Origin of the sequence: Algoriphagus sp. (assembly GCF_029254265.1) — a bacterium.
In the GTDB taxonomy this organism is placed as follows: domain Bacteria; phylum Bacteroidota; class Bacteroidia; order Cytophagales; family Cyclobacteriaceae; genus Algoriphagus.
In genome coordinates, this window is record NZ_JAQWXX010000029.1 from 25,959 (window position 1) to 49,476 (window position 23,518).

General features: G+C 37.0%; 25 protein-coding genes. 22 read left to right on the top strand and 3 right to left on the bottom strand.

The features are described 5' to 3' along the window. The first annotated feature begins 56 nt into the window (after window positions 1–56). The 3 genes from P8O16_RS04195 to P8O16_RS04205 all read left to right on the top strand — a co-directional run bounded on the left by P8O16_RS04195 (window position 57) and on the right by P8O16_RS04205 (window position 3,247). On the top strand, window positions 57–2,051 hold the full coding sequence (locus P8O16_RS04195; RefSeq protein WP_300311178.1) for a sensor histidine kinase: 1,995 nt from the start codon (window positions 57–59) through the stop codon (window positions 2,049–2,051). A 72-nt stretch (window positions 2,052–2,123) separates the two neighbouring features. After that, window positions 2,124–2,768 carry a response regulator transcription factor gene (locus P8O16_RS04200; RefSeq protein WP_300311180.1) on the top strand — a complete coding sequence of 215 codons (645 nt, stop codon included), beginning with the start codon at window positions 2,124–2,126 and terminating at the stop codon, window positions 2,766–2,768. Between the two features lie 125 nt (window positions 2,769–2,893). After that, window positions 2,894–3,247, top strand: a complete 354-nt coding sequence (locus tag P8O16_RS04205) for a hypothetical protein (RefSeq protein ID WP_300311182.1) — start codon at window positions 2,894–2,896, stop codon at window positions 3,245–3,247. Window positions 3,248–3,540: 293 nt separating this feature from the next. Here P8O16_RS04205 and rapA read toward each other — a convergent pair whose 3' ends face one another. The 3 genes from rapA to P8O16_RS04220 form a co-directional block, all read right to left on the bottom strand. Then, window positions 3,541–6,369 (bottom strand): RNA polymerase-associated protein RapA, encoded by a 2,829-nt coding sequence (rapA, locus tag P8O16_RS04210; protein WP_300311184.1) that lies wholly within the window; start codon window positions 6,367–6,369, stop codon window positions 3,541–3,543. Window positions 6,370–6,775: 406 nt separating this feature from the next. Continuing rightward, window positions 6,776–7,708, bottom strand: a complete 933-nt coding sequence (locus tag P8O16_RS04215; protein WP_300311186.1) for a CAP domain-containing protein — start codon at window positions 7,706–7,708, stop codon at window positions 6,776–6,778. A gap of 147 nt (window positions 7,709–7,855) precedes the next feature. After that, window positions 7,856–8,044: a hypothetical protein gene (locus P8O16_RS04220; RefSeq protein WP_300311188.1), complete on the bottom strand. Its 189-nt coding sequence runs from the start codon at window positions 8,042–8,044 to the stop codon at window positions 7,856–7,858. A gap of 215 nt (window positions 8,045–8,259) precedes the next feature. Between P8O16_RS04220 and P8O16_RS04225 the strand changes: the two genes are divergently transcribed. The 19 genes from P8O16_RS04225 (at window position 8,260) to P8O16_RS04315 (ending at window position 23,418) form a co-directional block, all read left to right on the top strand. Further along, window positions 8,260–8,751 carry an AraC family transcriptional regulator gene (locus tag P8O16_RS04225; protein ID WP_300311190.1) on the top strand — a complete coding sequence of 164 codons (492 nt, stop codon included), beginning with the start codon at window positions 8,260–8,262 and terminating at the stop codon, window positions 8,749–8,751. A gap of 120 nt (window positions 8,752–8,871) precedes the next feature. Continuing rightward, on the top strand, window positions 8,872–9,543 hold the full coding sequence (locus tag P8O16_RS04230; protein ID WP_300311191.1) for a BON domain-containing protein: 672 nt from the start codon (window positions 8,872–8,874) through the stop codon (window positions 9,541–9,543). Window positions 9,544–9,812: 269 nt separating this feature from the next. Next, window positions 9,813–10,331: a hypothetical protein gene (locus P8O16_RS04235; RefSeq protein WP_300311193.1), complete on the top strand. Its 519-nt coding sequence runs from the start codon at window positions 9,813–9,815 to the stop codon at window positions 10,329–10,331. 28 nt (window positions 10,332–10,359) lie between these two features. Beyond that, window positions 10,360–10,674 carry an HPF/RaiA family ribosome-associated protein gene (locus P8O16_RS04240; RefSeq protein WP_300311195.1) on the top strand — a complete coding sequence of 105 codons (315 nt, stop codon included), beginning with the start codon at window positions 10,360–10,362 and terminating at the stop codon, window positions 10,672–10,674. 229 nt (window positions 10,675–10,903) lie between these two features. Further along, window positions 10,904–11,326, top strand: a complete 423-nt coding sequence (locus P8O16_RS04245) for a hypothetical protein (RefSeq protein ID WP_300311197.1) — start codon at window positions 10,904–10,906, stop codon at window positions 11,324–11,326. Window positions 11,327–11,561: 235 nt separating this feature from the next. Beyond that, a complete protein-coding gene (locus P8O16_RS04250; RefSeq protein WP_300311199.1) occupies window positions 11,562–12,200 on the top strand; it encodes a hypothetical protein in 639 nt (212 codons plus the stop codon). Between the two features lie 16 nt (window positions 12,201–12,216). After that, window positions 12,217–12,795, top strand: a complete 579-nt coding sequence (locus P8O16_RS04255) for a TerD family protein (RefSeq protein WP_367182796.1) — start codon at window positions 12,217–12,219, stop codon at window positions 12,793–12,795. Window positions 12,796–12,805: 10 nt separating this feature from the next. Next, window positions 12,806–13,483 (top strand): TerD family protein, encoded by a 678-nt coding sequence (locus P8O16_RS04260; RefSeq protein WP_300311203.1) that lies wholly within the window; start codon window positions 12,806–12,808, stop codon window positions 13,481–13,483. A 7-nt stretch (window positions 13,484–13,490) separates the two neighbouring features. Then, entirely contained in the window at window positions 13,491–14,129 is a 639-nt protein-coding gene (locus tag P8O16_RS04265; RefSeq protein WP_300311205.1) for a VWA domain-containing protein, read from the top strand. A gap of 173 nt (window positions 14,130–14,302) precedes the next feature. Continuing rightward, on the top strand, window positions 14,303–14,962 hold the full coding sequence (locus P8O16_RS04270; RefSeq protein ID WP_300311207.1) for an HAD family hydrolase: 660 nt from the start codon (window positions 14,303–14,305) through the stop codon (window positions 14,960–14,962). 7 nt (window positions 14,963–14,969) lie between these two features. Beyond that, complete coding sequence (locus P8O16_RS04275) at window positions 14,970–15,842, top strand: phosphoribosyltransferase family protein (RefSeq protein WP_300311209.1); 873 nt, start codon at window positions 14,970–14,972, stop codon at window positions 15,840–15,842. Beyond that, the gene (locus tag P8O16_RS04280; RefSeq protein ID WP_300311211.1) at window positions 15,776–16,330 is read left to right on the top strand and encodes a TerD family protein; all 555 of its coding nucleotides are present in this window, start codon (window positions 15,776–15,778) and stop codon (window positions 16,328–16,330) included. Before P8O16_RS04275 ends, P8O16_RS04280 begins: the two co-directional genes overlap by 67 nt. 6 nt (window positions 16,331–16,336) lie before the next feature. After that, window positions 16,337–16,948 (top strand): TerD family protein, encoded by a 612-nt coding sequence (locus tag P8O16_RS04285; RefSeq protein ID WP_300311212.1) that lies wholly within the window; start codon window positions 16,337–16,339, stop codon window positions 16,946–16,948. 2 nt (window positions 16,949–16,950) lie between these two features. Further along, the gene (locus P8O16_RS04290; protein WP_300311213.1) at window positions 16,951–17,586 is read left to right on the top strand and encodes a VWA domain-containing protein; all 636 of its coding nucleotides are present in this window, start codon (window positions 16,951–16,953) and stop codon (window positions 17,584–17,586) included. A 255-nt stretch (window positions 17,587–17,841) separates the two neighbouring features. Then, the gene (locus P8O16_RS04295; RefSeq protein ID WP_300311215.1) at window positions 17,842–18,894 is read left to right on the top strand and encodes a TerY-C metal binding domain-containing protein; all 1,053 of its coding nucleotides are present in this window, start codon (window positions 17,842–17,844) and stop codon (window positions 18,892–18,894) included. Between the two features lie 3 nt (window positions 18,895–18,897). Further along, entirely contained in the window at window positions 18,898–20,352 is a 1,455-nt protein-coding gene (locus tag P8O16_RS04300) for a PP2C family serine/threonine-protein phosphatase (protein ID WP_300311217.1), read from the top strand. 9 nt (window positions 20,353–20,361) lie between these two features. Beyond that, entirely contained in the window at window positions 20,362–21,888 is a 1,527-nt protein-coding gene (locus P8O16_RS04305) for a hypothetical protein (protein WP_300311219.1), read from the top strand. Between the two features lie 24 nt (window positions 21,889–21,912). Further along, window positions 21,913–23,091, top strand: a complete 1,179-nt coding sequence (locus P8O16_RS04310; protein ID WP_300311221.1) for a hypothetical protein — start codon at window positions 21,913–21,915, stop codon at window positions 23,089–23,091. A 126-nt stretch (window positions 23,092–23,217) separates the two neighbouring features. Further along, a complete protein-coding gene (locus tag P8O16_RS04315; RefSeq protein WP_300311223.1) occupies window positions 23,218–23,418 on the top strand; it encodes a hypothetical protein in 201 nt (66 codons plus the stop codon). Window positions 23,419–23,518 lie beyond the last annotated feature (100 nt).

Sequence of the window (23,518 nt, forward strand, 5' to 3'; positions counted from 1 at the left end):
TTGATTAGGTATTTTGCCATACCTAATGGTAGGTATTCGAGCTTAAATTTGCCACCTTGAGAGTAATCGGAATAATTATTATTTGCCTTTGCAGTTTCAGCTCTTATGGGCAAACTTCGCTAATAGACAGCCTCCAAAACATCCTTACTCAGCAGCCAGATGATTCTACCAAAGCATCTGTGATGGGCGATCTCTGCTGGCATTTGAAATATTCAGACCCACCTAAAGCCCTGGAATACGGCCACGAATCCATTCAGATTTCGAAGAAGAATGGCTACCAAGCCCTGCAGGCCTATGCTTCTAATAATGTTGGGGTAGTCTTTTGGGCAAAATCAGATTATGATTCTGCAGCCTATTACCTAGATCAAACGCGTGAATTGTATACCTCACTTGATAACGAACGGGGAGTAGCGGTGACCTCAGTGAACCTAGGACTTATCCTGCAAAACAAAGGAGATTATGATGCCTCCCTTGAATATCAGTTAGAGGCACTTCGGATTGTAACTAAAATAGATGACCAAGGACTTAAAGGGAGTGTCTTGACTAATATTGGAAATGTGCATTTCCTGAATGAGAAGTTCGATAAAGCCAAGGCTTACTATTTCGATGCGCTTCGCCTAAAGCAATCCCTGCCTGATGATGATTTCAGACAAAATATTCAAAAGACCTTACTAAACATTGGCAATGTCTATGGAAGACTGGACGCGCAGGATTCGGCCATTTATTATTACCAAGAAGCGCTCCCCTATGCTATCAAAGCCAATGACTCCAAAAGCCAAGCCTTGATCTATACCGACCTTGGACATGCTTACTCTAAAAAGAAGGAATACAATCTGGCCGGGGATTTTTTCAAAAAGGCACTGGCTGTTTATTCTGAGGGGAAATACGAAAATGATTACGATCAGTCCATTCTGCTCTGGTCTATGGGCGAAAATGAACTTCGGAGAAATAATATTTCTGCTGCCGTCACCCTTGCCGAGCAAAGTCTAGCCCTTTCCAAAAAAATTGAAAACCTCAATCGCCTGCGGGATAGCTATGGCCTTTTGGCAGAAGTCTATGAAGCCAACAATCAATTTGGGTCCGCACTGCAAGCCCATAAATTTCATAAAATCTACGAGGACAGTCTGCTGAATATTGATACCAATTCCAAGATCGCCGAACTGGAAACCAAATACGAAACCGAGAAAAAAGACCAACAGATCTTACTTTTAGACCAGGAAAACAGCCTTCAAAAAGCCAACAATGATCGGAATACCTTGCTCATAGTTGGACTGCTGCTAGTGCTTTTGTTGTTGATCCTGATCTTCTACCTCTGGCGAAAGCAATCTCGTATCAATCAGCAAAAAGTGCTGAGTGAGCAAAAAACCAGACTGCGGGAAGCGCAGATTCAGGCGGTGATTTCCAGTGAGGAAAAAGAACGCAAGCGCTTTGCATCCGACCTCCATGATAGCATGGGACAGCTGGTCTCAGCCCTAACCATGAATATCCAAGGCTTGAAAAATACGGGCAATGATCCACTGGTACGCCATGAGATTGTGGATAATTCTACCGTTTTGCTGAACGATATACAACGGGAGATTCGCAATATCGCTTTTAACCTCATGCCTCAAGTACTCACTAAAGAAGGCTTGATCCCCGCATTGGAGGAACTCTGCGGTCGGATATCCAAGTCAAATCAGGTCAAAGCTAGCATTCAGGCCTTTGGTATTGATACCCGGTTGAATGAAGTCTTCGAAATTTCCCTTTACCGCATCTTGCAGGAGTGGGTTTCAAATTTGCTGAAGTACTCGGGAGCGACCGAGCTGCTGATTCAGTTTGTTTCGCATGAAAATGAAATCGTCATTACGGTAGAGGACAATGGGACCGGATTTGACTTGAAGACCTTCGAAACCAGTAGCGGAAATGGCTGGAGAAATATAAATACCCGCCTCAATCTGATCAAAGGCACGCTTGACATCGATACCCAGCCTGGGCGAAGAAATAGCACCTTGATGCTTAGCATTGATTCAAAACTAGCCTTTACCCCAACTCAGGTAGCGGTGAATACCTAGTCATAGGTATTGAAATAGACATTAAACGCAGCTTAATTTGTAATAAAAAAAATGTTGCGTTTATTTAAAAGTATGGTAACTAATCTGGCTGTGAATAAGTCCCGAATACTTTTAGTAGATGATCATCGAATTTTACTGGAAGGTACTGCCAGTTTGCTGTCTGGTCTGGAGGATTATGAGGTAGCCGCGATGGCTAGCAGCGGAAAAGAAGCCATGGCACTCCTGAAATCTCAAGACTTTGACATCCTCGTGACTGATTATGAGCTCCCCGATTTTTCTGGATTGGATATCATCCGCGTTGCCCATTCCATCAATCCCGATATCAGGGTGATCGTGCTCAGCATGCACGATGATCCCTCAGTAGTCAGAGAATTACTCCAAGCGAATATCGATAGCTTTGTCTTAAAGAATGACGCGCATTCCTCCCTGCTTCGCGCACTGGAAAAGGTCAGCGCAGGAAAAAAATACTTCAGCGATGAAATCTCTGAGATCTTGGTGCGGCAGCTGAATTCACCCGAGGAGAAAAGTGAGCTTTCCCCTCGGGAAACAGAGATCATCAAATTGATTGTCCGAGATTTTTCGACCAAGCAAATCGCCGAAGTCTTATTTATCAGCGAAAAAACGGTCGATACTCATCGCAAAAATATTCTACGAAAGACGGGTTGCTCCAGCTTGGTAAGTTTGGTCAATTACGCGCATGCGCATCATTTAGCCTGAGTGTTTGCAAAATCCTGTCTAATAAATACCTAGTACGGGGTATTCTGGGAATAGTGTTTAGTTAGGAAATTGTAGATCCTCAAGAAAAACTTAATCTTTATTTCAAACTTTTAAAATTTAAAACTATGAACGGAAAAATTGAATTAACAGATTACATCTCAGATTTTGATGCAGCTCCTAATTCTGCTCCGGATGGAAAACCATATCCTGAGACTCTTTTATCCATCGTACTTACTGGAACAAATCAGTCGGGAGAAGTTCCAAACAGGGTAATCATTCGATTTAGAGACCCTGAAAAATTGTCTGCAAACCCAAGTATCAGTGGATCAGATATTATCCTTGATTTACCTAAACACGATTTTGCAATGGTACAGGATATGATCGAAAAGTCCATTTTAACCAAAAAAGATGCATTCAAACTTACCGCCAACTATCGGGTTATTGGCAGCAATACTTGGGTAAACCTAAGCTTAAGGTAAGTACCTTCTGCGATTAGAATTTTTCAGACCTACTATTTCAGCGTATGACTTTTGATAATCCCACTATGAAAAAGTGACATTTCTTCCTCTGTTTGTGGATTTAAAATGGCTGAGGATTGCATAGTGTTTTGTGCCAAGTTCAGAACCACGGTAACAAAGGAATAATGGGGTTTTTCCAGCCAAGAGAACATATAGATATTATCTCCAATTAGCTTGCTTTGGTAAGGAATAGTTTAATATAGTAATGAGAGCTACTAAGCTCCAACTAGGAGCATTAATCCATACATCACAACCTATTCCTTCCGAATCAACTGTACCGCATCCAGTCGTACTCTTGCTTTATTTATCAGAGCGGATAAGCTGTTTCGCTCTGCAATCGCTGCCTCAATTTCGTCGGTTCGAATGTCTTTGTTCTTTTTTTGTAAGGCCGTCAGCCGGTTGATTTCATGATCCAGCGTGCGTTTCATTCGATCTAAACCCTTGCTTATTTCTTGTTCGCCCAGTTTCTCAGCTATTTCTGTGGCGGATGAAATCATATTAGGCAGCATGGTATCTACAAACAGATCATTTTCCAATAAGGAGTCTAGGTTACCTGGCACAAGGTTTTTATTGAGCATGTCAACAGGATAGCTGTCTGTGACTTCTTGTCCCGCATGGTCGACCACAATTCTCAGTGGCGTATCTGCCAGGAAGCGGTCGATAGCCATGCGTTGCTTGCCGGCAGTTTCCAGGACAAAAATCAATTCTAGGAAAAGACCAGGCTTTCCAATTCCCCGAATCAAACCGCAACTTGCTGTTCCGATGGTGGAACTGAGCACCTTATCGATGGCTCCCGTTGCCATGGGATGATCCCAGGTAAGAAAACTTACATCCTCCCTGCTGAGAGCTCTTTTTCTATCAAACGTCACTTGTAAACCTTCCCGAGGAATGGCTGGAAACACCTCAGCACTATAGGATGCCGGATGCAAGAAGTACGTCCGGGAAGCAAGGTCTTCCATTTCTATGTCAAAATACCGGAAGACTTTAGTCAGATAAGTTTCCAGAGCGGGATCATTATCCTTTGTCTGAATTTCCTTGATCAGTTTCTCTGCTACTTTCGGACGAAATGAATTCATCTCCAGTAATTTATCACGTCCCTCGGCAAGGTTTTTCTTCAGTTCTTTTTGAAATGCTGCGGTTTCAGCGATCAATGCTTCAAATCCTAAATCGGTGGCTTCAACCGACGGCGAATTAGCAAGATGGAGCAATCGCTTGCTGAACAATTTGGAGATGATATTCCCTCCTTCAAGATTCGAATTAAAAGCATCCAAGCCTTCATGAAACCACCTGACAATGCGCTCTTGTGGGCTGCCAACCAGATATGGAATATAAATCGAGATATCCTCTTTCTGTCCTATTCGGTCAAGTCGTCCTATTCGCTGCTCCAGCAATTCGGGATGGAAGGGCATGTCAAATAACACAAGATGATGGGCGAATTGGAAATTTCGACCTTCGCTCCCTATTTCTGAGCAGAGGAGGATTTGAGCGCCCTCAGGCTCAGCAAACCATGCGGCATTCCGATCCCGCTGTACTAGGGTAAGGTCTTCGTGAAAAACGCTTGCCGTCAACTCAGGGAAATTACTTAAAGCAGATTCCAATGCCAGCACCTTTTCCTTCGTAGCGCATATCAAAAGTATCTTTGCATCCTGCAATTCCGTCATTTTCGCTACAAGCCACGCTACTCTCGGATCTTCGTCAAACCAAAATTCCTGCTCAGGTTTTGGTTCTGAAGTATGTTCCAAATCTGCGGAAAACTCCTTCCTCATCCGATCAATCCATAAGTTCTGGTTTTCCTGCTCCTGAATGGGAATCAGATGCGCTAAACGCTTTGGAAATCCGCTCATGGCGGATCGGGTATTTCGAAATAAAACTCTACCCGGACCATGCTGATCGAGCAAATCTTCGATTAGATTGTGCCTTGTCAATGCGTCTTTTTTGGCCAGTAAGGCAATTCTTTCTTTGGAGAAAATAGCTTCTAACAGGCTTATTTCTTCTGCTTTTAAATCCTTGCCTTCAGCTAATTTTTCGACGATCACAGCAATGTCTTTAGAGCCTTCCGATTCATGGATGAAATCATCGTAATTATTGTATCGATTGGGGTCAAGTAATCTAAGTCGTGCAAAATGGCTTTCTACGCCCAATTGTTCCGGTGTAGCCGTGAGAAGTAGCAAGCCTTTAGCTACCTGACTCAACAATTCCACGATACTATACTCGGGGCTTACTTCCTCTACCGACCATTCGAGGTGATGGGCTTCGTCTACCACCATCATGTCCCAACCAGCAGAAATGGCTTGTCGGGTTCGCTTTGATGAACCTGCCAGAAACTCAATGCTACAAATCACCAACTGATCATCTAGAAAAGGATTTCCTTCAGGCGCACCTTTCTCAAGAGACTTGCAGCGTTCCTCATCGAAAATATTGAACCACAAATTGAATTTTCGCAAGACCTCTACAAACCATTGATGAATCAAGGATTCGGGAACAAGGATAAGCACTCTAGCTATTCGCCCAGTCACCAATAAACGATGGAGAATCAAGCAGGCCTCAATGGTTTTTCCCAATCCTACCTGATCGGATAACAACACACGGGGAGCAAACCGCGAACTCACCTCATGAGCGATATACAATTGATGGGGAATCAAATCTATTTTTCCCCCAACGAATCCATGTACCGGAGATATTCTTCTTTGATAATTGTGATTAAGCGTTTCTCTGCGCAGTGCAAACTTTTCAGGCGAATCAACATCCCCCGCAAATAGCCGATCATCTACCGTATGGGAAGTAGTGACCTCACCAAGCTCGCTTTCAACCAACTCCCTTCCGTTCCCGATGTAAACATACAGCCCATCTTCGAGTTTTACTTCTTCAATCAAAATGGATTGTCCTTGCTGATCTACGATGGTATGACCTGGTTTGAAAATAGTTCGGAGCAAAGGAGCATTTTCTGCAGAATACAGACGCACTTCTTCTGCTACCGGAAAGGATATCCGAACTTTACCTTTGCTGACTTCAGTCACTATGCCGACCCCAAGCTCAGGTTCTCCGGAACTGGTATATCGTTGGTTAAGAATAAATTCTCCCATTTACTATGGTTCTTGTTAAGATGATTAAACTAATTCCACCCAAAAGGATGATCCTTTTTGAATAAAAGAGTTGATAGAGTTATTGGGTGGTCTTATCCAACCAAGATGAATTTAATTCCTTGCTGGTAAGACTTTTGTGTATGAAAAAAACAGCAGACCTGCGTCTATCATTTTTTAATTGAAACAAAGATAAAAAAAAATGAGCCAAGCTTTTGGTTGAGCGCTCTTGTCAAGGCGTAGTAAAATAGCTGTTGTGTCCCCTGAGAAACGTCACTTCCCCAATGAAACTGAGCTAAAAAGCCTGTACCCGAATATTGCGGTTCATCCCCCAGCTCAAAAAAAGAGCTTGGGGAGGATTCTGCGATAGTGAGAAGATGACCTCCTTAATTCAAATGATTAAAGATTTTTAAAATGCCGGTTCACCATTGTAATTCCCCGGGGGATCATAATTACATACTAAAATGTATTTCCCGTTTGGATTGACCGCTACAGCACAACCAACTTTTGTGGTATTCCTCCAGACGATCTGAGTATAATGACCACAGACTTTATTTGGGATACATTTCCTAGTCCGCATGTCAAAATCTGCCTTTTCACCTCCCCAACCATTTAAAACTCGCAAGTCTGGACTATCCCCACTTACAAATCCTCCGGCAAGATTTTCTCCGGAACCAGAATGCTCCAAAACCCAATCATTCCCCTGATTTTTCAAAGCAAGTTTATTGGCCCAACTCTTTGCTTTTGCCTCTAATTCTGAAGACCAAACCAAAGGAGGAACCCCCACTTCCCTTCTTAAAGAATTATGAGCATCCAATACTTTCTGCTGATTGAAGATTGAGTTTGTATTCCCCTGAGTACTTGCGCTTGGCTGCGGACTTCTCGCTTGAGCTGAACCTCCGGAAACATTAGAAATCTCCCACATTGCACTTACCCAACCTTCAGCTATGGTAGTGCAGTTTAGACCATTCTCCATATTAAGGTAGAGCGTTGGTTTCCAAACATTCCCTATTCGATAAGAATTGCTTCCTTCTATTTTATTAAGTGTCCACAAAGCGCTTTGCCATCCATTTTCGATCTGACTGGATCTCAAAATTCCAGATTCTATGTTGAGATAAGTCCCGTCCCAGGCATTCTTAATTCGGTATTGATTATTACCCGCATTTACAAATTCCCACTGAGCACTTACCCAGCCTTCCAAAATATCACTCACCTGAAGCGATCTATTCTCAGTGTTAAGATATTTGTTAGTCCATTGATTCTTTATCCTTACATTTTGCTGGGCTGACAAAGTGAAGCTCAAAAAACAAAAGATAGCTAGCGTTAAAAATGAAAGTTTCATAAAGTTGAAGTTTAAACCTTTTAAAAAAAAATTTTAATTGACTGTTTTTAAGGTAGTTATAATTTTACAAATACCATAATTTTTCGAAAAACAGTCTTGACTTGAATTATTGATACTTCTTATCGTCCCGGTTTTCTATAAATTTAGTCAAGGCAGGAACAGAAAGTTCAATGATTTATGTCTGTCTGCGATAAGAAGGTCTACACGAACCGGAATAAAAACCCACACGACTACTGCCCCAATGATCATCGATGGTGTAGTGAAAAACAATGTCACCCCAACGGTAACTTTTGCCAATTTGAATCCCAAATCCTTGGAAATTTGGCATATATTCATTTTTTTGAAGCTACTAATTTCGGCTCATTTAAATGGGAAAATTTTCCGAAATCCTCTATCATTTTAAATCGATAGCTCATATCCAACTAAACTCAAGCTGTAATCAAGAATATTTAGTACATTAAAGAACCTAATTAATCCAGCAAATGAAGCTTTACATACAACATATGGTATGCCTCTGTTGCAAAATGACCGTTGCATCTGTCCTGGACCAAATGAAGATCTCCTACAGCAATATAGAATTGGGTGAAGTGGAGTTGGTGGACCCCATCAGCGAGAGCCAAGTAGAAAAGATAAGAGAAGTTCTTCATGAATATGGGCTTGAACTAATGGAGGATAAAAAGGCAATATTGGTCGAAAAAATAGTCGCCATAATTGTAAATATGATCCATGAATCAGAGGAACTCCCAATCACGAATTTTTCTGTGTATTTAACTAACCAACTAAATCAGGATTATCATACTTTATCTGCTCTATTTTCTAAAACAAAAGGGGTCACAATTGAGCATTTTATTATTTTACATAAAATTGAAAGAGTAAAAGAACTCATCATGTATGATGAATTAAGTCTAACAGAAATATCCTATAAATTACATTACAGCAGTGTAGCACATTTGTCTAACCAATTCAAAAAAGTTACAGGAATTACACCTACCTATTTCAAAAAAATTAAAAATAAGAAACGTAAATCTTTAGAAGACCTATAGTTTTTTTCTTCGTTTTTTAATCATGTAATTCTAAGACACAATTGTGTAACGCAGTTGGGCAATTAAGTATTCATCTTTGTATAGCAAGAGATATTTATTCATTCTTTTAAAAAAACAAAGATGAAAAATGATTCGGAATTACAAGCAGATGTTCTAAAATCCCTTAAATGGGAACCCATACTGAATACAGCAGAAATAGGAGTTACTACCAAAGATGGTTTAGTTTCTCTGACGGGAATTGTTGATAGCTATGCCAAGAAACTGGAAGCAGAAAAAGTAGCAAAAAGTGTAATTGGCGTTAAAGTTTTGCTGGAAAAAATTGAAGTGAAACTTCCAAAATCAGGAATAAGAAACGATGCTGAAATTACCGGTGAAATATTGATCGGTTTAAAATCAAACTGGATGATTCCTGAGGATAAGCTAACCGTGAAAGTAGATAAGGGCTGGGTTACTTTAGAAGGGGAACTTCCCTGGGATTATCAACGAGTTGCTGCAAAAAATGTCGTAAATTACCTTAAAGGCATTCTAGGCGTAACCAATAACATTAAAATCAAATCAGAATCTCAGATTACGATTGATCAAAAAGCTATCAAGGATGCCATTGCAAGAAGTTTGTCGATAAAGGACAATGAGACCGAGGTAATAGTGGACGGAACAACTGTCACTATTAGAGGTACGGTAAATTCCTGGTACCAAAAAGAAGTGATAGAACGCATCACCTGGAAAACTCCCGGGATTTGCAATTTGAAAAATGAATTAGTTGTTAATTACTTTTATGTTTTAGTAGTCTAAAACATATTAAACAGAGAAGTAACTATTTTATCCATAAAATCTTCCCTCAATACCTATATGATATAGGTCATAATCTTTGAGGGATTTGGAATACGCTTTATCATAATTGGTTTAAACAGCCTTTTTTATATAATTAAAAAAGAAATGAATTAAAAGAATTTACCAATGAATCGGCATGGCGTTTTGATTTTTGAAAAACAAAATAAAGCAATGTTGAAATTGATCTTAAATATTATTGAAAAATATCTTTCCTTAAAAAAATAAGAATTATGAAAACAGCAGAACAATGGGATGAGGAAATTAGGAATATCACTAATCTAATTTATCAGAAATACCCCGAGCTTGCGAAATTCATTCCTGAAATACCATTTAAGGATTCGGGAACAGATGAAGTAACTACAAAAGGACTTGAGAGTTACTATAATTCGCTGGAAGAGCTTGTCCGCGAATATGCTAAAACGCATGATGGTAAAGTGCCTCAGAAATACAATGAAGCGCACAATTTTCCAGGATATCCGCCCTATCCACCATCTGAAGACATTTACAACCACGCAAAGAAGGAAATGGGTTTGAACCCTGAAGACCCTTCGAAAAGCAAAACCCCAAACGAGGGCAGAGGCCATTTGAATGAGAAAGATTTCCAAGACGATATGTCTGGGGATGATTTGGATGTGCCGGGATCAGAATTGGATGATCAGCAAGAAAGTGTGGGTAGTGAGGATGAGGAAAATAACTACTACAGCTTGGGTGGAGACAATCACAATGATCTGGACGAAGATAAAGGCTAAGCGAAAACCAACTATTAAAAAAAGAAAAATGATAATTCAACTCAATACCGATAAAAACATAAGTGGAGACATGCGATCTGAACAGTATTTCTCCACTTTAATAGAAAGCGATTTAGAGCAGTATCAATCGCAGATTACGAGAATAGAAGTTCACTTGTCGGACGAAAACGGAGCTAAAAGTAGCTTGAAAGATAAGCGATGCTTGTTGGAAGCCCGGCTCGAAGGCAGGCAACCGATTGCCGTTTCCCATCAGGATGATACAGTGGAATTAGCGCTTTCAGGCGCTCTGGACAAACTCAAGCATTCCCTTGAAACCATTCTGGGACGCGAAAAGAATTATTGAATTGGATTTGTTTGAATGTCGGATGACCGATGTGGGATGACCGATGTCGGATGACCGATGTCGGATGTCAGATGTGGGATGTCCGATGTCCGATGTCGGGTGACCGATGTCGGGTGGACCGAAGATTCAGGTTTTACCGAATTTTATTAGGGTGTTTTATTTTGCTGGAATAAAAGCGGATATACACATCAAATTTTTCGAGTTATCATTGATTCATAACATCAGAACCATGAAAAAAATACAGCTTGCTCCAAAATTGCTAGGCTTAGGCTTGGTTGCCCTTGCAGCCTATTCATTCTTTAATCGTCCGAAGAAAATGACTTTTTCGGGTTCGAGTATGGTGCCTGAAGCAGAAGGCTCCATCAGAATAAAGCGCGATAAAAATAAAAATCATACCATAGAAATAGAGATAGCTCACTTAGTCCCTGCGGATCAACTGACTCCACCCAAGGAAATCTATGTGGTCTGGATGACCACCCAAGACGGGGAAACCAAAAATATCGGTCAGCTACGAATCTTTACCGGCTTCTTTTCCAAAGCCTATATAGGATCCTTATTTACAGTGACTTCCTCCAAACCAAGTTCATTTTTTATTACCGCAGAAGACAAGGGGGATGTAACATCTCCGGGAGAGGTTATTTTGAGGACTTGATGGTTAGAAAGGATTTTTTAGCTTTTTACTCTGGTCGAAAAGCTTGGGTTTTGGCCGTGCGCTGTCTAAAGGGTTTTAGAATGATGCGTAAGTAGTTATCCACAACCGGTTTTTTAGTTTTTTTTAAAAAATACCTTGTACTGGGTATTGTTAGTTAAATTCAAATTCTTCTTATTGTAATCGATTTCCAAATAAATCTTCACTTAAACAAGAAAAAAACATGCGTTTATTAGGCATGATTATAATATCTACATTTTTTCTAATGTCATGTGAATCAGAGCGTGAAAAAGAAAATAGGTTAAAACTTGAAGAACAGGCAAGAACAGAACTTGCTGCAGAAAACCTACCCATTTCAGATGAACTTGAATGGGAAAACCAACGGGTAGCCGAGGAAAATAGGCAGGCTGCTGAACTCGAAAGAAAAACCAAAGAACTATACAATCGATACATAAACAACTCCCTAAGTCAAGGTGCTACCCCTTACTCTTCCTGCTTCGGTGGGAATAAATCCTGCACAAATAACGGCTGTTCTGAAATCAAAGTGAATGCACCAAAAGACTCCGACGTAATTGTGACAATCAAAAGCGAAAATCAGGTAGTCCGCCACGCCTATATCAAAAAAGGCTACACTTATACATTTCAACTTCCAAACGGTACTTATCAGCCTTTTTTCTACTATGGAAAAGGCTGGAATCCTGAAAAAGAGATATCCTCACAGAGTTGTGATGGACTTAAAGGTGGATTCATAGCAGACACACAGGTAGGCAAAGATGACCCCCAAACATTAAATAATGATATACTCACCTACTCATTGATTCTCCAAAAATCAGGTAATTTCTCGACTAAACCGAGTAGTGAAAATGAAGCATTTTAAACTAAACCCATTTTAAATTATGGCAATCAACTTACAGAAAGGTCAAAAAATTGACATCGGATTAAGCAAAATTACAGTAGGACTTGGCTGGGACCCAAACGAAGGAACTGGACACGACTTTGATTTAGACGCATCTGCAATAATGATTAATCAAAGTAGAAAACTCATAAGTGAGCAGCATTTTGTCTTCTACAACAACTTAAAATCTCCTGACGGATCTCTGGAACATACTGGAGACGACCCAGATGGCAAAAGTAGCGATGGTGATGATGATGAGGCAATAAAAATAGATTTGAATAAAGTAAGTTCTGATGTTCAGGAAATTCTATTTGTTGTAACCATTGAAGATTTTCAAGCTAGAAGACAAAATTTTGGTCAAGTAAGGAACTCATACATTAGAATAGTTGATGATTTGCAAAGTGTTGAAATAGCAAAATACGAATTAGATGAAGATTTTTCAATTGAAACAGGTGTAGAGTTTGGAAGACTATACAAAAGAAATGGACAATGGAAATTTGAAGCCTCTGGCATTGGCTACCAAGCCGATTTAGGATTCTTTCTTGAAAAATATTTTACTGGAAAAATTATAAAGTAAGCATAAGAATATGGCAATAAATTTAAAAAAAGGTCAAACAATTGACCTGCGCAAAAATGATAAGGGAGAAAGTATCTATGACCTTTCTTCTGTCACAATGGGTTTAGGATGGGATGTTCGTAAAAAAGAAAACGGTTTTTTAGGAAAGCTTTTTGGAGGCGGTAAAGAGGAAGAGTATGATCTGGATGCAATAGCATTTTTACTTGATAGTAATGGAAAAGTTGCAGATCTAGGTAAAACTGTTCAGGCTAATAACGGCAGACAAATTGGACTTTATGGGGGGGATATAATTTTCTTTAATTCTATGAAGCATCCATCAGGTCATATATGGTTAACTGGGGACAATAGAACAGGAGCTGGCGATGGTGACGATGAGCAGATAATTGTAAAACTAGATTCACTTGACGAGAAATATCAAAAAATACTTTTTGTAGTCTCCATTTATCAAGGAATGCAAAATAACCAACATTTTAGTATGGTTGAAAATGCATTTATACGAGCTGTCGATGCAAAAGGTAAAGAGATTACAAAATATAGTTTGTCAGGAGATGCGTCACTAAATGGGATGTGTTCAATGGTTTTTGCTGAGGCATACAGAAAAGATGGTGGATGGAAATTTCGAGCAATTGGCGAACCACATCAAACAGATAATTTTATTGAAATCCTAAAAAAATACACTTACAACTAAATAAAATATGAGAAGATTACCAGTTTATCTATTATTGGACACGTCAGGTTCTATGATGGGAGAACCCATCGAGTCCGTTAAAAATGGTGTGCAGGTAATGATTAGTTCATTACGTCAAAATCCGCAAGCAATTGAGACTGCATTTCTTAGTGTTATAACTTTTGACAGTACAGCAAAACAAATTATTCCATTGACTGATTTATCTTCATTTCAAATGCTGGATATTCAAGCAACAGGCACAACTGCTTTAGGTGATGCTTTAAAAGTTGTAAGTAAATGCATAGATAATGAAGTGGCTAAAACAACGGCAGAAACAAAAGGCGATTGGAAACCACTTGTATTTATTATGACTGATGGCATACCCACAGATGACTGGCAAAGTGGTTTAATTGAATTTAGAAAACGGAAAGTGGCATTTACAGTAGCTTGCGCAGCAGGAAGCGGAGCAGATACAGATGTATTAAAACAAATTACAGAAAGTGTTGTGAGTTTAGACACTGCTGATAGTCAGAGTATTTCTAAGTTTTTTGCTTGGGTTACAGCTTCGATTGGCATATCATCTACAAAAGTAGAAGACTCAGGAAAAGAAGTAACGGGCTTAAATGAATTACCCCCGCCACCTTCTGAATTGAATATTGTAGTTTAAAAATAGAAATAAGAGATGGGCAAATTTGGGTTTTCTTTTTCTTGGAAACGGCTGCTTGGTATCACCAGTGCAAAGCAAAGTTTTGCGCGAAAGACTGGTGTACCAACTTCAAAATCAGGTATTGAAAGGAAAATAGGATCGTTGATACTCCAAGTGATATTTGGTAAAAAGTAATGAAAATAGATATCTCACCGTACAAACATTTCTCATTTGACTTGTGGCTAACGCTGATAAGATCGAATCCTCTTTTTAAAAAGCAAAGAGATATACTCTTTAGAGAATATTTTTCAATAGAAGGCAGTATAGAGAAAGTGAGCGAAATGATTCGATACTACGATTTACTTTGCAATAAAATAAGTGAGAAAACGGGAACACATTTAGAGAATTTTCAAATATACTATCTGATTCTAAATGCATTGGATGTAAATATTGCAGAGATAAACGTCAACCAACTGAATGAATTCTATTTAGCATCCGAACAGCTTTTCATGAAATATAGGCCTGAACTTATCTTCCCTGAAATTGATCAAATGTTCAAGAAAATTCAGTCTAAGGGAAAAACAATAAGTATATTGAGTAATACAGCATTCATAAATGGATCAACATTAAGGAAGCTGATATCCTACTACGAATTATCAGATTTCTTTTCGTTTCAGTTGTATTCAGACGAGATGAAAATTTCAAAACCAAATATTCAGGTTTTTAAAGATGCTTTTGAAAACGCATCACAGTATCATACACTTTCAAAGAAAGAAATGGTTCATATCGGAGACAATCGAAATGCAGATTACTATGGGGCACTCAATTTTGGACTTAATGCTATTCTAATTTAAGATTATAATGAATTTGAGCTACAGTCATCACAAAATATATAAAGCAGATAGCTGCCCATTTAGCGAAGCGGAGTACAGTTGGTTCAAATTTGGGGACACCCAGTATGCAGAAAAATTTGCGATTGAACTCTTCGAGGGATTTATTGCGGTACATGGGGATCTAATACTTTCCAAGTCTGACATAGTAATACTTCCAAGCCCCTACTTCTCAATACCCACTGCATCTAATTTTTTGTGCGCCTATTTCAAGAAAGCACTAAACCAATTTCTTTTTGAAAATGATAAAAAGGCATGCACTGAATCGAAAATACATAGAAATCAAACCTATACACAAGATTATGGTAGTATGAGTTTTGAAGAGCGAATTCAGCTAATTTCTAAAGACACATACTATTTAGATAAAAACTTCATCGAAGGAAAATATTGTATATTTTTAGATGATATAAAAATTACAGGAAGTCACGAGCTGGTAGTTCAAAACACACTCCAACACTCCAACTTTAAAGACGATCACATTTTCGTTTATTTTGCAGAATTATGCAATAAATCTATTCACCCAAATATCGAAAATCATTTTAATTACTTTTCTGTAAAAGGTGTGTTCGAAATCATTGATACTATTAAGCGAGACACATTCAGATTTAATACACGAATAGTGAAATATATATTAAAAATGGATGAATATGAGTTATCTATAGTTATTGATAAAATCTCAGATTCTATTTTGATTAAATTACTTCATCTTGCAATCAGTAACAATTATCATCAAATTCCAGAATACCAAAAAAACATAAATATTTTAAACCAAAAACCATGGCAATTAATCTTCAAAAAGGACAACGAGAAACCATCAATGCTCCAAAATTCACTGTTGGCTTAGGATGGGATACAAACTCATCGTCGACAGGTTCAGCTTTTGACCTGGATGCTTCAGTATTTGTATTAGGTGAAAATAAAAAACTGTTATCTGACAAACACTTTATTTTCTATAACAACCTTAAATCTCCAAATGGTGCAATTGAACACACAGGGGATAATCTCACGGGTGATGGTGATGGTGACGACGAACAGGTTAATGTCGATTTATCAAAAATAGAAAATGAAGCTTCTGAAGTAAGCATTGTTGTTACTATACACGACGCATCATCAAGAAATCAGAATTTTGGCCAAGTTAGAAATTCGTTCATTAGAATATTAGATACAAATACTGGAGAAACTATTTTAAAATTCGAACTGGATGAAGATTTCTCAATTGAAACAGCGGTGGAATTTGGACGAATTTACAAGAGAAACAATGAATGGAAATTCGAAGCGGTAGGAATGGGAATGAAAGGTGGACTACAAGACTACTTAAATAGATATAATTAAAATATCATGGCTATCAATCTACAAAAAGGACAAAGAATCAACCTAGAAAAAAGTAACGGCTCTAAATTACTTAACATTTGCGTAGGAGTAAACTGGGGAGCAATAATCAAGAAAGGCTGGCTTGGAGGCACAACCAAAGAAGCTGTTGATTTAGACGCCAGTTGCGCGATATTTGATGATTCGAAAAATTTAATTGATGTCATCTATTTTGGTCAGTTAAAATCAAAAGACAACTCTATCGCTCATAGTGGAGACGACTTGACAGGAGATCTAGACGGCGACGATGGTTTGGATAACGAAATTATCACTGTAGATTTTTCTAAGCTTAATTCTAAAATCCATTACGTTGCTTTTGTCTTAAATAGTTTTAGGGGACACGATTTCGGAACAATTCCATTTGCATCTATTCGTATTTATGAAGGTACTTCGAAAAAAGTAAATGAAGTTTTTGCTACCTATAATATAGCAAAAGGAGAAGGGTTTGCTGGACACGTTTCAATGGTTATGGGATTATTTTACAAAAGAAATGGAGAATGGAAATTCAATGCAATCGGAGAGCCAACTAAGGACAAAAAATTGGAGGACACAATTAAAACAGTGACTCAGACCTATTTATAGTTATGAGAAGATTGCCAGTTTATTTCCTCCTAGATACATCAGGTTCAATGAACGGAGAACCCATTCAAGCGCTAAACAATGCTTTAAGTGGCATGATCAATACGCTCCGTTCTGACGCACAAGCTGTTGAAACACTTTGGATTAGTATTATTACTTTTGATAGGGTTGTCAATGAATTAATACCTCTCACCGAATTGCCAATGTTTCAATTGCCTGAAATTGTCTGTCCACAAAGTGGACCAACAAGTACAGGTAAAGCATTGGAACTATTATATGAAAAAGTTAATAAAGATATAAGAAAGGGAACACCAACACAAAAAGGTGATTGGCGGCCTTTACTCTTCATATTCACTGATGGGAAACCTTCCGACTTACAGTTGTATGCTGAAATGCTTCCAAAAATAAAATCCATGAATTTCGGAGCAATTGTTGGATGCGCAGCTGGATCTTCGGCGGACAACTCAAAACTAAAGGAATTAACAGACACAGTTGTTCACTTAGACACAGCAGACAGTTCCACTTTAAAGCAGTTTTTCAGATGGGTATCGGATACAATTGAACAAGGGAATAAAAGTATGGGTACAACTGATAACGTGGCTATGCCACCTCCACCTTCTGAAGTTCATTTAGTAATATGAAAATAGTTACACTATACATAGTTAATATATTTATAGTTGGGTTATTCCTTTACTCTAAGCTAATACCCTACCAAAACCAATTGAATGAACAATACAAAAAGGTTTTCAACTTTTTCAGTAGTGTGTTTAATCCAATTTTAAATATTCTAAAAAGAATTATCAAGCCTTTTCAAGTTGGAAAAGGTTTGTCAGTTGATATGACTCAAATAATATTGTTGATTCTATTATTAATAATCGTAAACACCTTTTAAATCTATGAGAAGACTGCCAATATATTTTTTAATAGACATCTCTGAGTCAATGATTGGAGAACCTATTCAACAAGTTGAAGAAGGTCTATCAACAATTATTCAAGCATTAAAAACAGATCCAAATGCCATTGAAACCGTTTGGGTTTCAATAATAGTCTTTGCTGGACAGGCAAAAACTATTGTACCTCTCCAAGAGATTATTAATTTTTACCCTCCAAAATTTCCTATTGGAAGTGGTACATCCCTAAGCAAAGGGTTAGGTCATTTAATGTTTGAACTACGCAAAAACATAGTAAAAACAACTGCCGAAAAAAAAGGGGACTGGAAGCCAATTGTCTTTTTATTTACGGATGGTGTTCCAACAGATGAAACAAAAACTGCTATTTTAGAATGGAGGCAAAATTGGCAAAGAACTTCTAATATGGTAGCAATATCATTTGGGGAAGAAACTGACACAAATTTATTAAGTGAATTGACAGAAAATGTTTTGCACTTTAAAAATACTGACGCTACAGCTTACAAGCAATTTTTTAAATGGGTCACAGATTCCATTAAAACAAATAGCGTAAGTGTTGAGAATAATTCTACGGGTTTTGAATTAGCTAAATTAGATGGTGAAACCATTTCAAAAATTAACTTGACCAAAACAAAACACCTAACTCCATTAGTAGATAATAACTTTGTGGTATTGGCTGCAAAATGCCAAAACACAAAACGGCCATATTTAATAAAGTATAAAAAGCGAATTGTTTCTAACAATCTTGGAGGACTTGACATTAACACCCTTTCATATAGATTAGTTGGTGCTTTTCAAGTTGATAACACTTATTTTGAATTGTCCGACAATTCAAACATTGATATAAAAGTAAATACAGAAGAGCTTAACGGCGCGCCAACTTGTCCTTGTTGTGGTAATCAATTTGCCTTTGCAGTGTGTATTTGTGGTAAATTACACTGTATTGGAGATGAAGAAATTAGCACTTGCCCTTGGTGCGGAAATCAAGGTACTTATGGTTCAGGAGAAGGTGGTTTTGATGTTAACAGAACACAAGGATAAGGTATGGTGGACATCAAAATGTATATAAATTCACTATTTAATGCTAAAAACATTTTAATTCCTACAACTAAACAAAATTTACTTGATGAATTTGTAAGATCAGTAGATTGTCAAGAGGCGGTTAATAGCATAATAGAAAATCAAAATTTCATAATGGAAAAATGGAAAATAAAAAATAGAGTTGCAGACATTATTTCGCATCAAATCGTAATACCCAACGGGACCATTGGTAAACATTATGAAGCTAAAATAGATTTTAATAAATTAAATTTTACTGATTTATTATTTGAAACCTTTGAAGGTTTAGAAGAATTAGGATTATCATTTAATAAAGTTAATAGTGCCATTGAAGGCACACCTACTCAAAGCGGAGATTTTAAAATTAAACTAATTTTTAAAATCAAAGGTGAATCCGAATCAACTTCACCAAACGAGAAACTTATTTCTTTAATTATAAATCCAGACCCTAAATCATTGTGGAAAGATATTCCTAGCGATACTAATGATTTATTTTGGAAGAAAGATGATGTTACAGAGGCAGCGAGTTTAGGAGATCGGCATATTGTGGTTGCATCTAAAAGAGGTCGTTCGCACGAAAATGTTGGCTCCTTTAGAGATGATGATTTTGCATATAAATACTTTGAAAAAACAGGATGGTCAGTAGTAGCTGTTTCTGATGGTGCAGGAAGTTACTCACTTTCTAGAATAGGATCTCAATTAGCTTGTAATGCAGTGTTAGATTATTTTGAGAATCACCATGATGTAGAGCAAAACAAAGAATTTGAATCGAAACTTATTGCTTTTAATGAATCAAAAGATGAAATGCTATTGAAAGAAATAGAAATTGCTTCAAAACAAAATCTTTATAAAGCTACACTTCACGTTCATAATAAAATAAAAGAACACGCTGAAATAACATCAAAAGAACACCCAGAACTTTTTAATAATCCTAAAGCAAAAACACTATTAGATTATTACCACTCTACTTTGATTTTTGCTTTGTTTAAAAAATATGAATTTGGTTATGTTCTTCAAACATTTGGCGTGGGCGACTGCCCAATTGCAATTATGAATAAAGATCAATCTCAAACTACCTTACTTAATTGGTTAGATGTTGGTGAGTTCGGTGGTGGCACAAGATTTATCACACAACCAAATATATTTCATTCTAAAGAACATCCTATGGCATCAAGGTTTAATTTTCAAATCGTAACTGACTTTTCATATTTGTTTTTAATGACTGACGGCATTTATGATCCAAAATTTGTAGTAGAAGCTAATTTAGAAAAGAACGGAAAATGGATTGAATTTATGGAAGACTTACAAGGGAATAATGAAGATAATTTGAAAGTTGATTTTGATTATTCAAATACTGAAATCTCAAATCAACTTTCAAATTGGATGGATTTCTGGAGTCAAGGTAATCATGATGATAGGACATTAGCAATAGTTTATTAAAATCAACTTATGAGTACAAAAACAGTATCATCAATAATTAACACAGGTAAAACATATCAGTATATTGATAATGGAGAACCTATGAGAGGTGGTATGAAAGACGTTTATTTTAGTCCAGATAAATCATATGTAGTAGCCTTTTACAGGGACCCTCAAGATTTTAATTCTAAAGAACGATTAAAGAAAATAGCTACTCAATACTTTGATAGTTTTTTTGTTCGAGACTCTTTAAGCGGCAACTACTACAAAGAACTTTATAGTTGGCCTACTGACGTTGTTGAGCTTGAGAAAAAGATTGGAATTATAGTTCCTTGTTACAATCAAAATTTCTTTTTCAAAAAAGGATATGCAAACAATGATCTATTAAAAGGCAAAGAAAAAAACGGGAAATGGTTTGCAAGTGCAAAATTTAGAGCAAATCATTCAAAGTCTAAGCTTGAAGATAAGGAACTTGGTAATTGGTTAAGTTATTTTCAAGTATCCGTTAATATTGCAAGAGGTGTCAAAAGGTTGCATTCTGCCGGCCTTGCTCATTCAGACTTATCTTATAACAACGTTTTAATTGACCCAGTTAGTAAAACTGCTGCAATTATAGACATTGACGGATTGGTGGTACCTGGCTTATTTCCCCCTGATGTTATCGGTACAGCGGATTTCATAGCTCCTGAAGTTATGGCAACAAAACATTTAAGCAAAACTGACCAAAATAGGAAATTGCCCAACAGATTAACAGACCTTCACGCTCTAGCTGTTCTTATTTATATGTATTTGCTTTACCGACACCCTTTAAGAGGCGGTAACTATTTTGGCCAGATGGAAACAGAAAAGGAAGAAGATTTATTAATGGGGTCTAAGGCATTATTTATAGAACATCCTACGGACCATAGTAACAAAAATTTCAAAAGGGAATATGGTGATAATCTTCAGAAATTTTCACCTTGGACAGACTTAAATAAAACAAATTATAAGATTACTGGCCCATATTTAAAAGAACTTTTCGATCAGGCTTTTATTAAGGGCTTGCATAACCCAAACCAGCGACCAACAGCTGATGCTTGGGAACAAGCACTTATAAAAACAAATGATTTAAAATTACAATGTAGTAATGCTACATGTGATCAAAAATGGTTCATCTACAATAATACTAAAAATACGTTTTGTCCATTTTGTGGTACAAAATACATTCATTCAATCCCTGTTTTGGATTTTTTCTATCAATTCAAACCAAACGTTTGGAAACCAGAAAATCAAAGATTAGTAGTTTATAACAATTCAACTTTGCACCAATGGCACTCCAATAAAAATATTATTAGAAATGAAAGACTAACCGAAGCTCAAAAGGCAAGAATGGGTTACTTTTCTTTTCATAATAATAAATGGATTTTTGTAAATGAAAAATTAGATTCTCTTAAAGATGTAACAGAAGATAAAGAAATACCCATCAACACTATGGTTGAATTAACAGATAGTAAAAAACTTCTATTATCAAAAGAAGATGGCGGGCGAGTAGTAATAATAACAATGGCAAACAAGTAATCAAACAATCAAAAAAAAATAATTATGATAATTCTTGTCTCAATTTTAATGATTGCACTTTGTTGTGTAATTATTTGGCGTGCAAGTGATGGCTTTGAAGCTGCTTCTGAATATTTAGGCAGAAACCTTAGTGAAGGGGTTAGAGGGGCAACCATAAATGCAATTGGATCTTCCATGCCTGAACTATTTACCACACTTTTTTTCCTCTTTATACTAAAGGACAAGGATGGATTTGCAGGAGGTATTGGGACTACTGCGGGGAGTGCTATTTTTAATGGAATGATTATTCCAGCAGTAGTAATATTGATAGTTGTTCTAAAAAGGTTAAATTCTTCTGTAGTTGTTTCGAGAAAAGTTCTTTTTCGAGATGGTATCTCATTATTATTATGTGAATTTATTCTAATTTTCCTGATAGGAGGTGACACATTAACTTGGGTTCACGGTTTCATTTTAATGTTAATGTATGGTATTTATGTATTTTATATGCTCTACACTATGAAGCCGAGTGAATTAAATGAACAAGGCCAGGATGATGATGGAAACACTCAAGAAGAAGAAAGTACGTTGGATGAAAATATAAAGACCAATTCATTTTTTAAAAACCTAATAACTCTAGATCTGGAGCCGATATTTATTAAGGGTGAATATTCTAGTGCCAATTCTTGGAATTTATTACTTTTCTCAATGCTAGTTATAGGATCAGCATGTATGCTATTAGTTAAATCTTGTGAATGGCTTGGTGATTCATTAAATGTTCCAATTTATTTTATCGCTGTAATTTTGGCAAGTGCTGCTACAAGTGTTCCAGATACAATACTTTCTATGAAAGACGCTCAGAAAGGCAATTATGACGATGCTGTTTCAAATGCATTAGGAAGCAATATTTTTGATGTATGCTTTGCCTTAGGTTTTCCATTATTCATTTTCACCTTGATTTATGGCCCAATTACAATGTCTCCTGAAACCGTAACAAATGTTTCAGAATTAAGAATATTATTGTTTATATTAACAATTCTAGCTTTTTTGATTTATGTAAGTAGAAGTAAAATGGGAGGCATGAGTGCTTTCTTATTATTGCTCATATATTTTACATTTACATTATTTATTTTGGGAAAAGCAGTTGATTCTGATTCAACAAATCAAATTAGCGTCTATTTAAATCAAATAAATTCTGTTGTTGATGAGTTAAGATTTTGGAAATAGAACTCCCCGTCTCGGGGTAGTCAGATAGTTCGTCTAAGCGAAGTTTATAACTACGCTTTAATATCAATTAGAATTAATAATCCTCCAGTAATCGGGAGTGAAAAAAGATTCAAAAATTATATAGCTATGAATAAAGGAGGATTTTCTTGGAAAAGATTAAGCGGAATTTCTGGAGCAAAAGCCAAAGTTTCACGAAAAATTGGAATCCCATTGACAAAAAGTGGTCGAAATCAAAAAATTGGAAGAATTGTTTCAAAGGGCTGTTTAGGAATGTTTGGGCTTATCATTATTCCAATATTAGTTCTTGTCATTGTTATTCTATATTAGATCAAGGACAATTTTAGAGAATGTAAAAACCACCCTGCCCCAATGGGTGTAGTTTGGCGTTTGACTATCATAAATTTGTAAATACACCTTAATATCTTTT

Coding starts and splice junctions, on each gene's coding strand:
- P8O16_RS04200 (WP_300311180.1), top strand. CDS start 2,124: ATGGTAACTAATCTGGCTGTGAATAAGTCCCGAATACTTTTAGTAGAT.
- P8O16_RS04205 (WP_300311182.1), top strand. CDS start 2,894: ATGAACGGAAAAATTGAATTAACAGATTACATCTCAGATTTTGATGCA.
- rapA (WP_300311184.1), bottom strand. CDS start 6,369: ATGGGAGAATTTATTCTTAACCAACGATATACCAGTTCCGGAGAACCT.
- P8O16_RS04215 (WP_300311186.1), bottom strand. CDS start 7,708: ATGAAACTTTCATTTTTAACGCTAGCTATCTTTTGTTTTTTGAGCTTC.
- P8O16_RS04220 (WP_300311188.1), bottom strand. CDS start 8,044: ATGAATATATGCCAAATTTCCAAGGATTTGGGATTCAAATTGGCAAAA.
- P8O16_RS04225 (WP_300311190.1), top strand. CDS start 8,260: ATGAAGATCTCCTACAGCAATATAGAATTGGGTGAAGTGGAGTTGGTG.
- P8O16_RS04230 (WP_300311191.1), top strand. CDS start 8,872: ATGAAAAATGATTCGGAATTACAAGCAGATGTTCTAAAATCCCTTAAA.
- P8O16_RS04235 (WP_300311193.1), top strand. CDS start 9,813: ATGAAAACAGCAGAACAATGGGATGAGGAAATTAGGAATATCACTAAT.
- P8O16_RS04240 (WP_300311195.1), top strand. CDS start 10,360: ATGATAATTCAACTCAATACCGATAAAAACATAAGTGGAGACATGCGA.
- P8O16_RS04245 (WP_300311197.1), top strand. CDS start 10,904: ATGAAAAAAATACAGCTTGCTCCAAAATTGCTAGGCTTAGGCTTGGTT.
- P8O16_RS04250 (WP_300311199.1), top strand. CDS start 11,562: ATGATTATAATATCTACATTTTTTCTAATGTCATGTGAATCAGAGCGT.
- P8O16_RS04260 (WP_300311203.1), top strand. CDS start 12,806: ATGGCAATAAATTTAAAAAAAGGTCAAACAATTGACCTGCGCAAAAAT.
- P8O16_RS04265 (WP_300311205.1), top strand. CDS start 13,491: ATGAGAAGATTACCAGTTTATCTATTATTGGACACGTCAGGTTCTATG.
- P8O16_RS04270 (WP_300311207.1), top strand. CDS start 14,303: ATGAAAATAGATATCTCACCGTACAAACATTTCTCATTTGACTTGTGG.
- P8O16_RS04275 (WP_300311209.1), top strand. CDS start 14,970: ATGAATTTGAGCTACAGTCATCACAAAATATATAAAGCAGATAGCTGC.
- P8O16_RS04280 (WP_300311211.1), top strand. CDS start 15,776: ATGGCAATTAATCTTCAAAAAGGACAACGAGAAACCATCAATGCTCCA.
- P8O16_RS04285 (WP_300311212.1), top strand. CDS start 16,337: ATGGCTATCAATCTACAAAAAGGACAAAGAATCAACCTAGAAAAAAGT.
- P8O16_RS04290 (WP_300311213.1), top strand. CDS start 16,951: ATGAGAAGATTGCCAGTTTATTTCCTCCTAGATACATCAGGTTCAATG.
- P8O16_RS04295 (WP_300311215.1), top strand. CDS start 17,842: ATGAGAAGACTGCCAATATATTTTTTAATAGACATCTCTGAGTCAATG.
- P8O16_RS04300 (WP_300311217.1), top strand. CDS start 18,898: ATGGTGGACATCAAAATGTATATAAATTCACTATTTAATGCTAAAAAC.
- P8O16_RS04305 (WP_300311219.1), top strand. CDS start 20,362: ATGAGTACAAAAACAGTATCATCAATAATTAACACAGGTAAAACATAT.
- P8O16_RS04310 (WP_300311221.1), top strand. CDS start 21,913: ATGATAATTCTTGTCTCAATTTTAATGATTGCACTTTGTTGTGTAATT.
- P8O16_RS04315 (WP_300311223.1), top strand. CDS start 23,218: ATGAATAAAGGAGGATTTTCTTGGAAAAGATTAAGCGGAATTTCTGGA.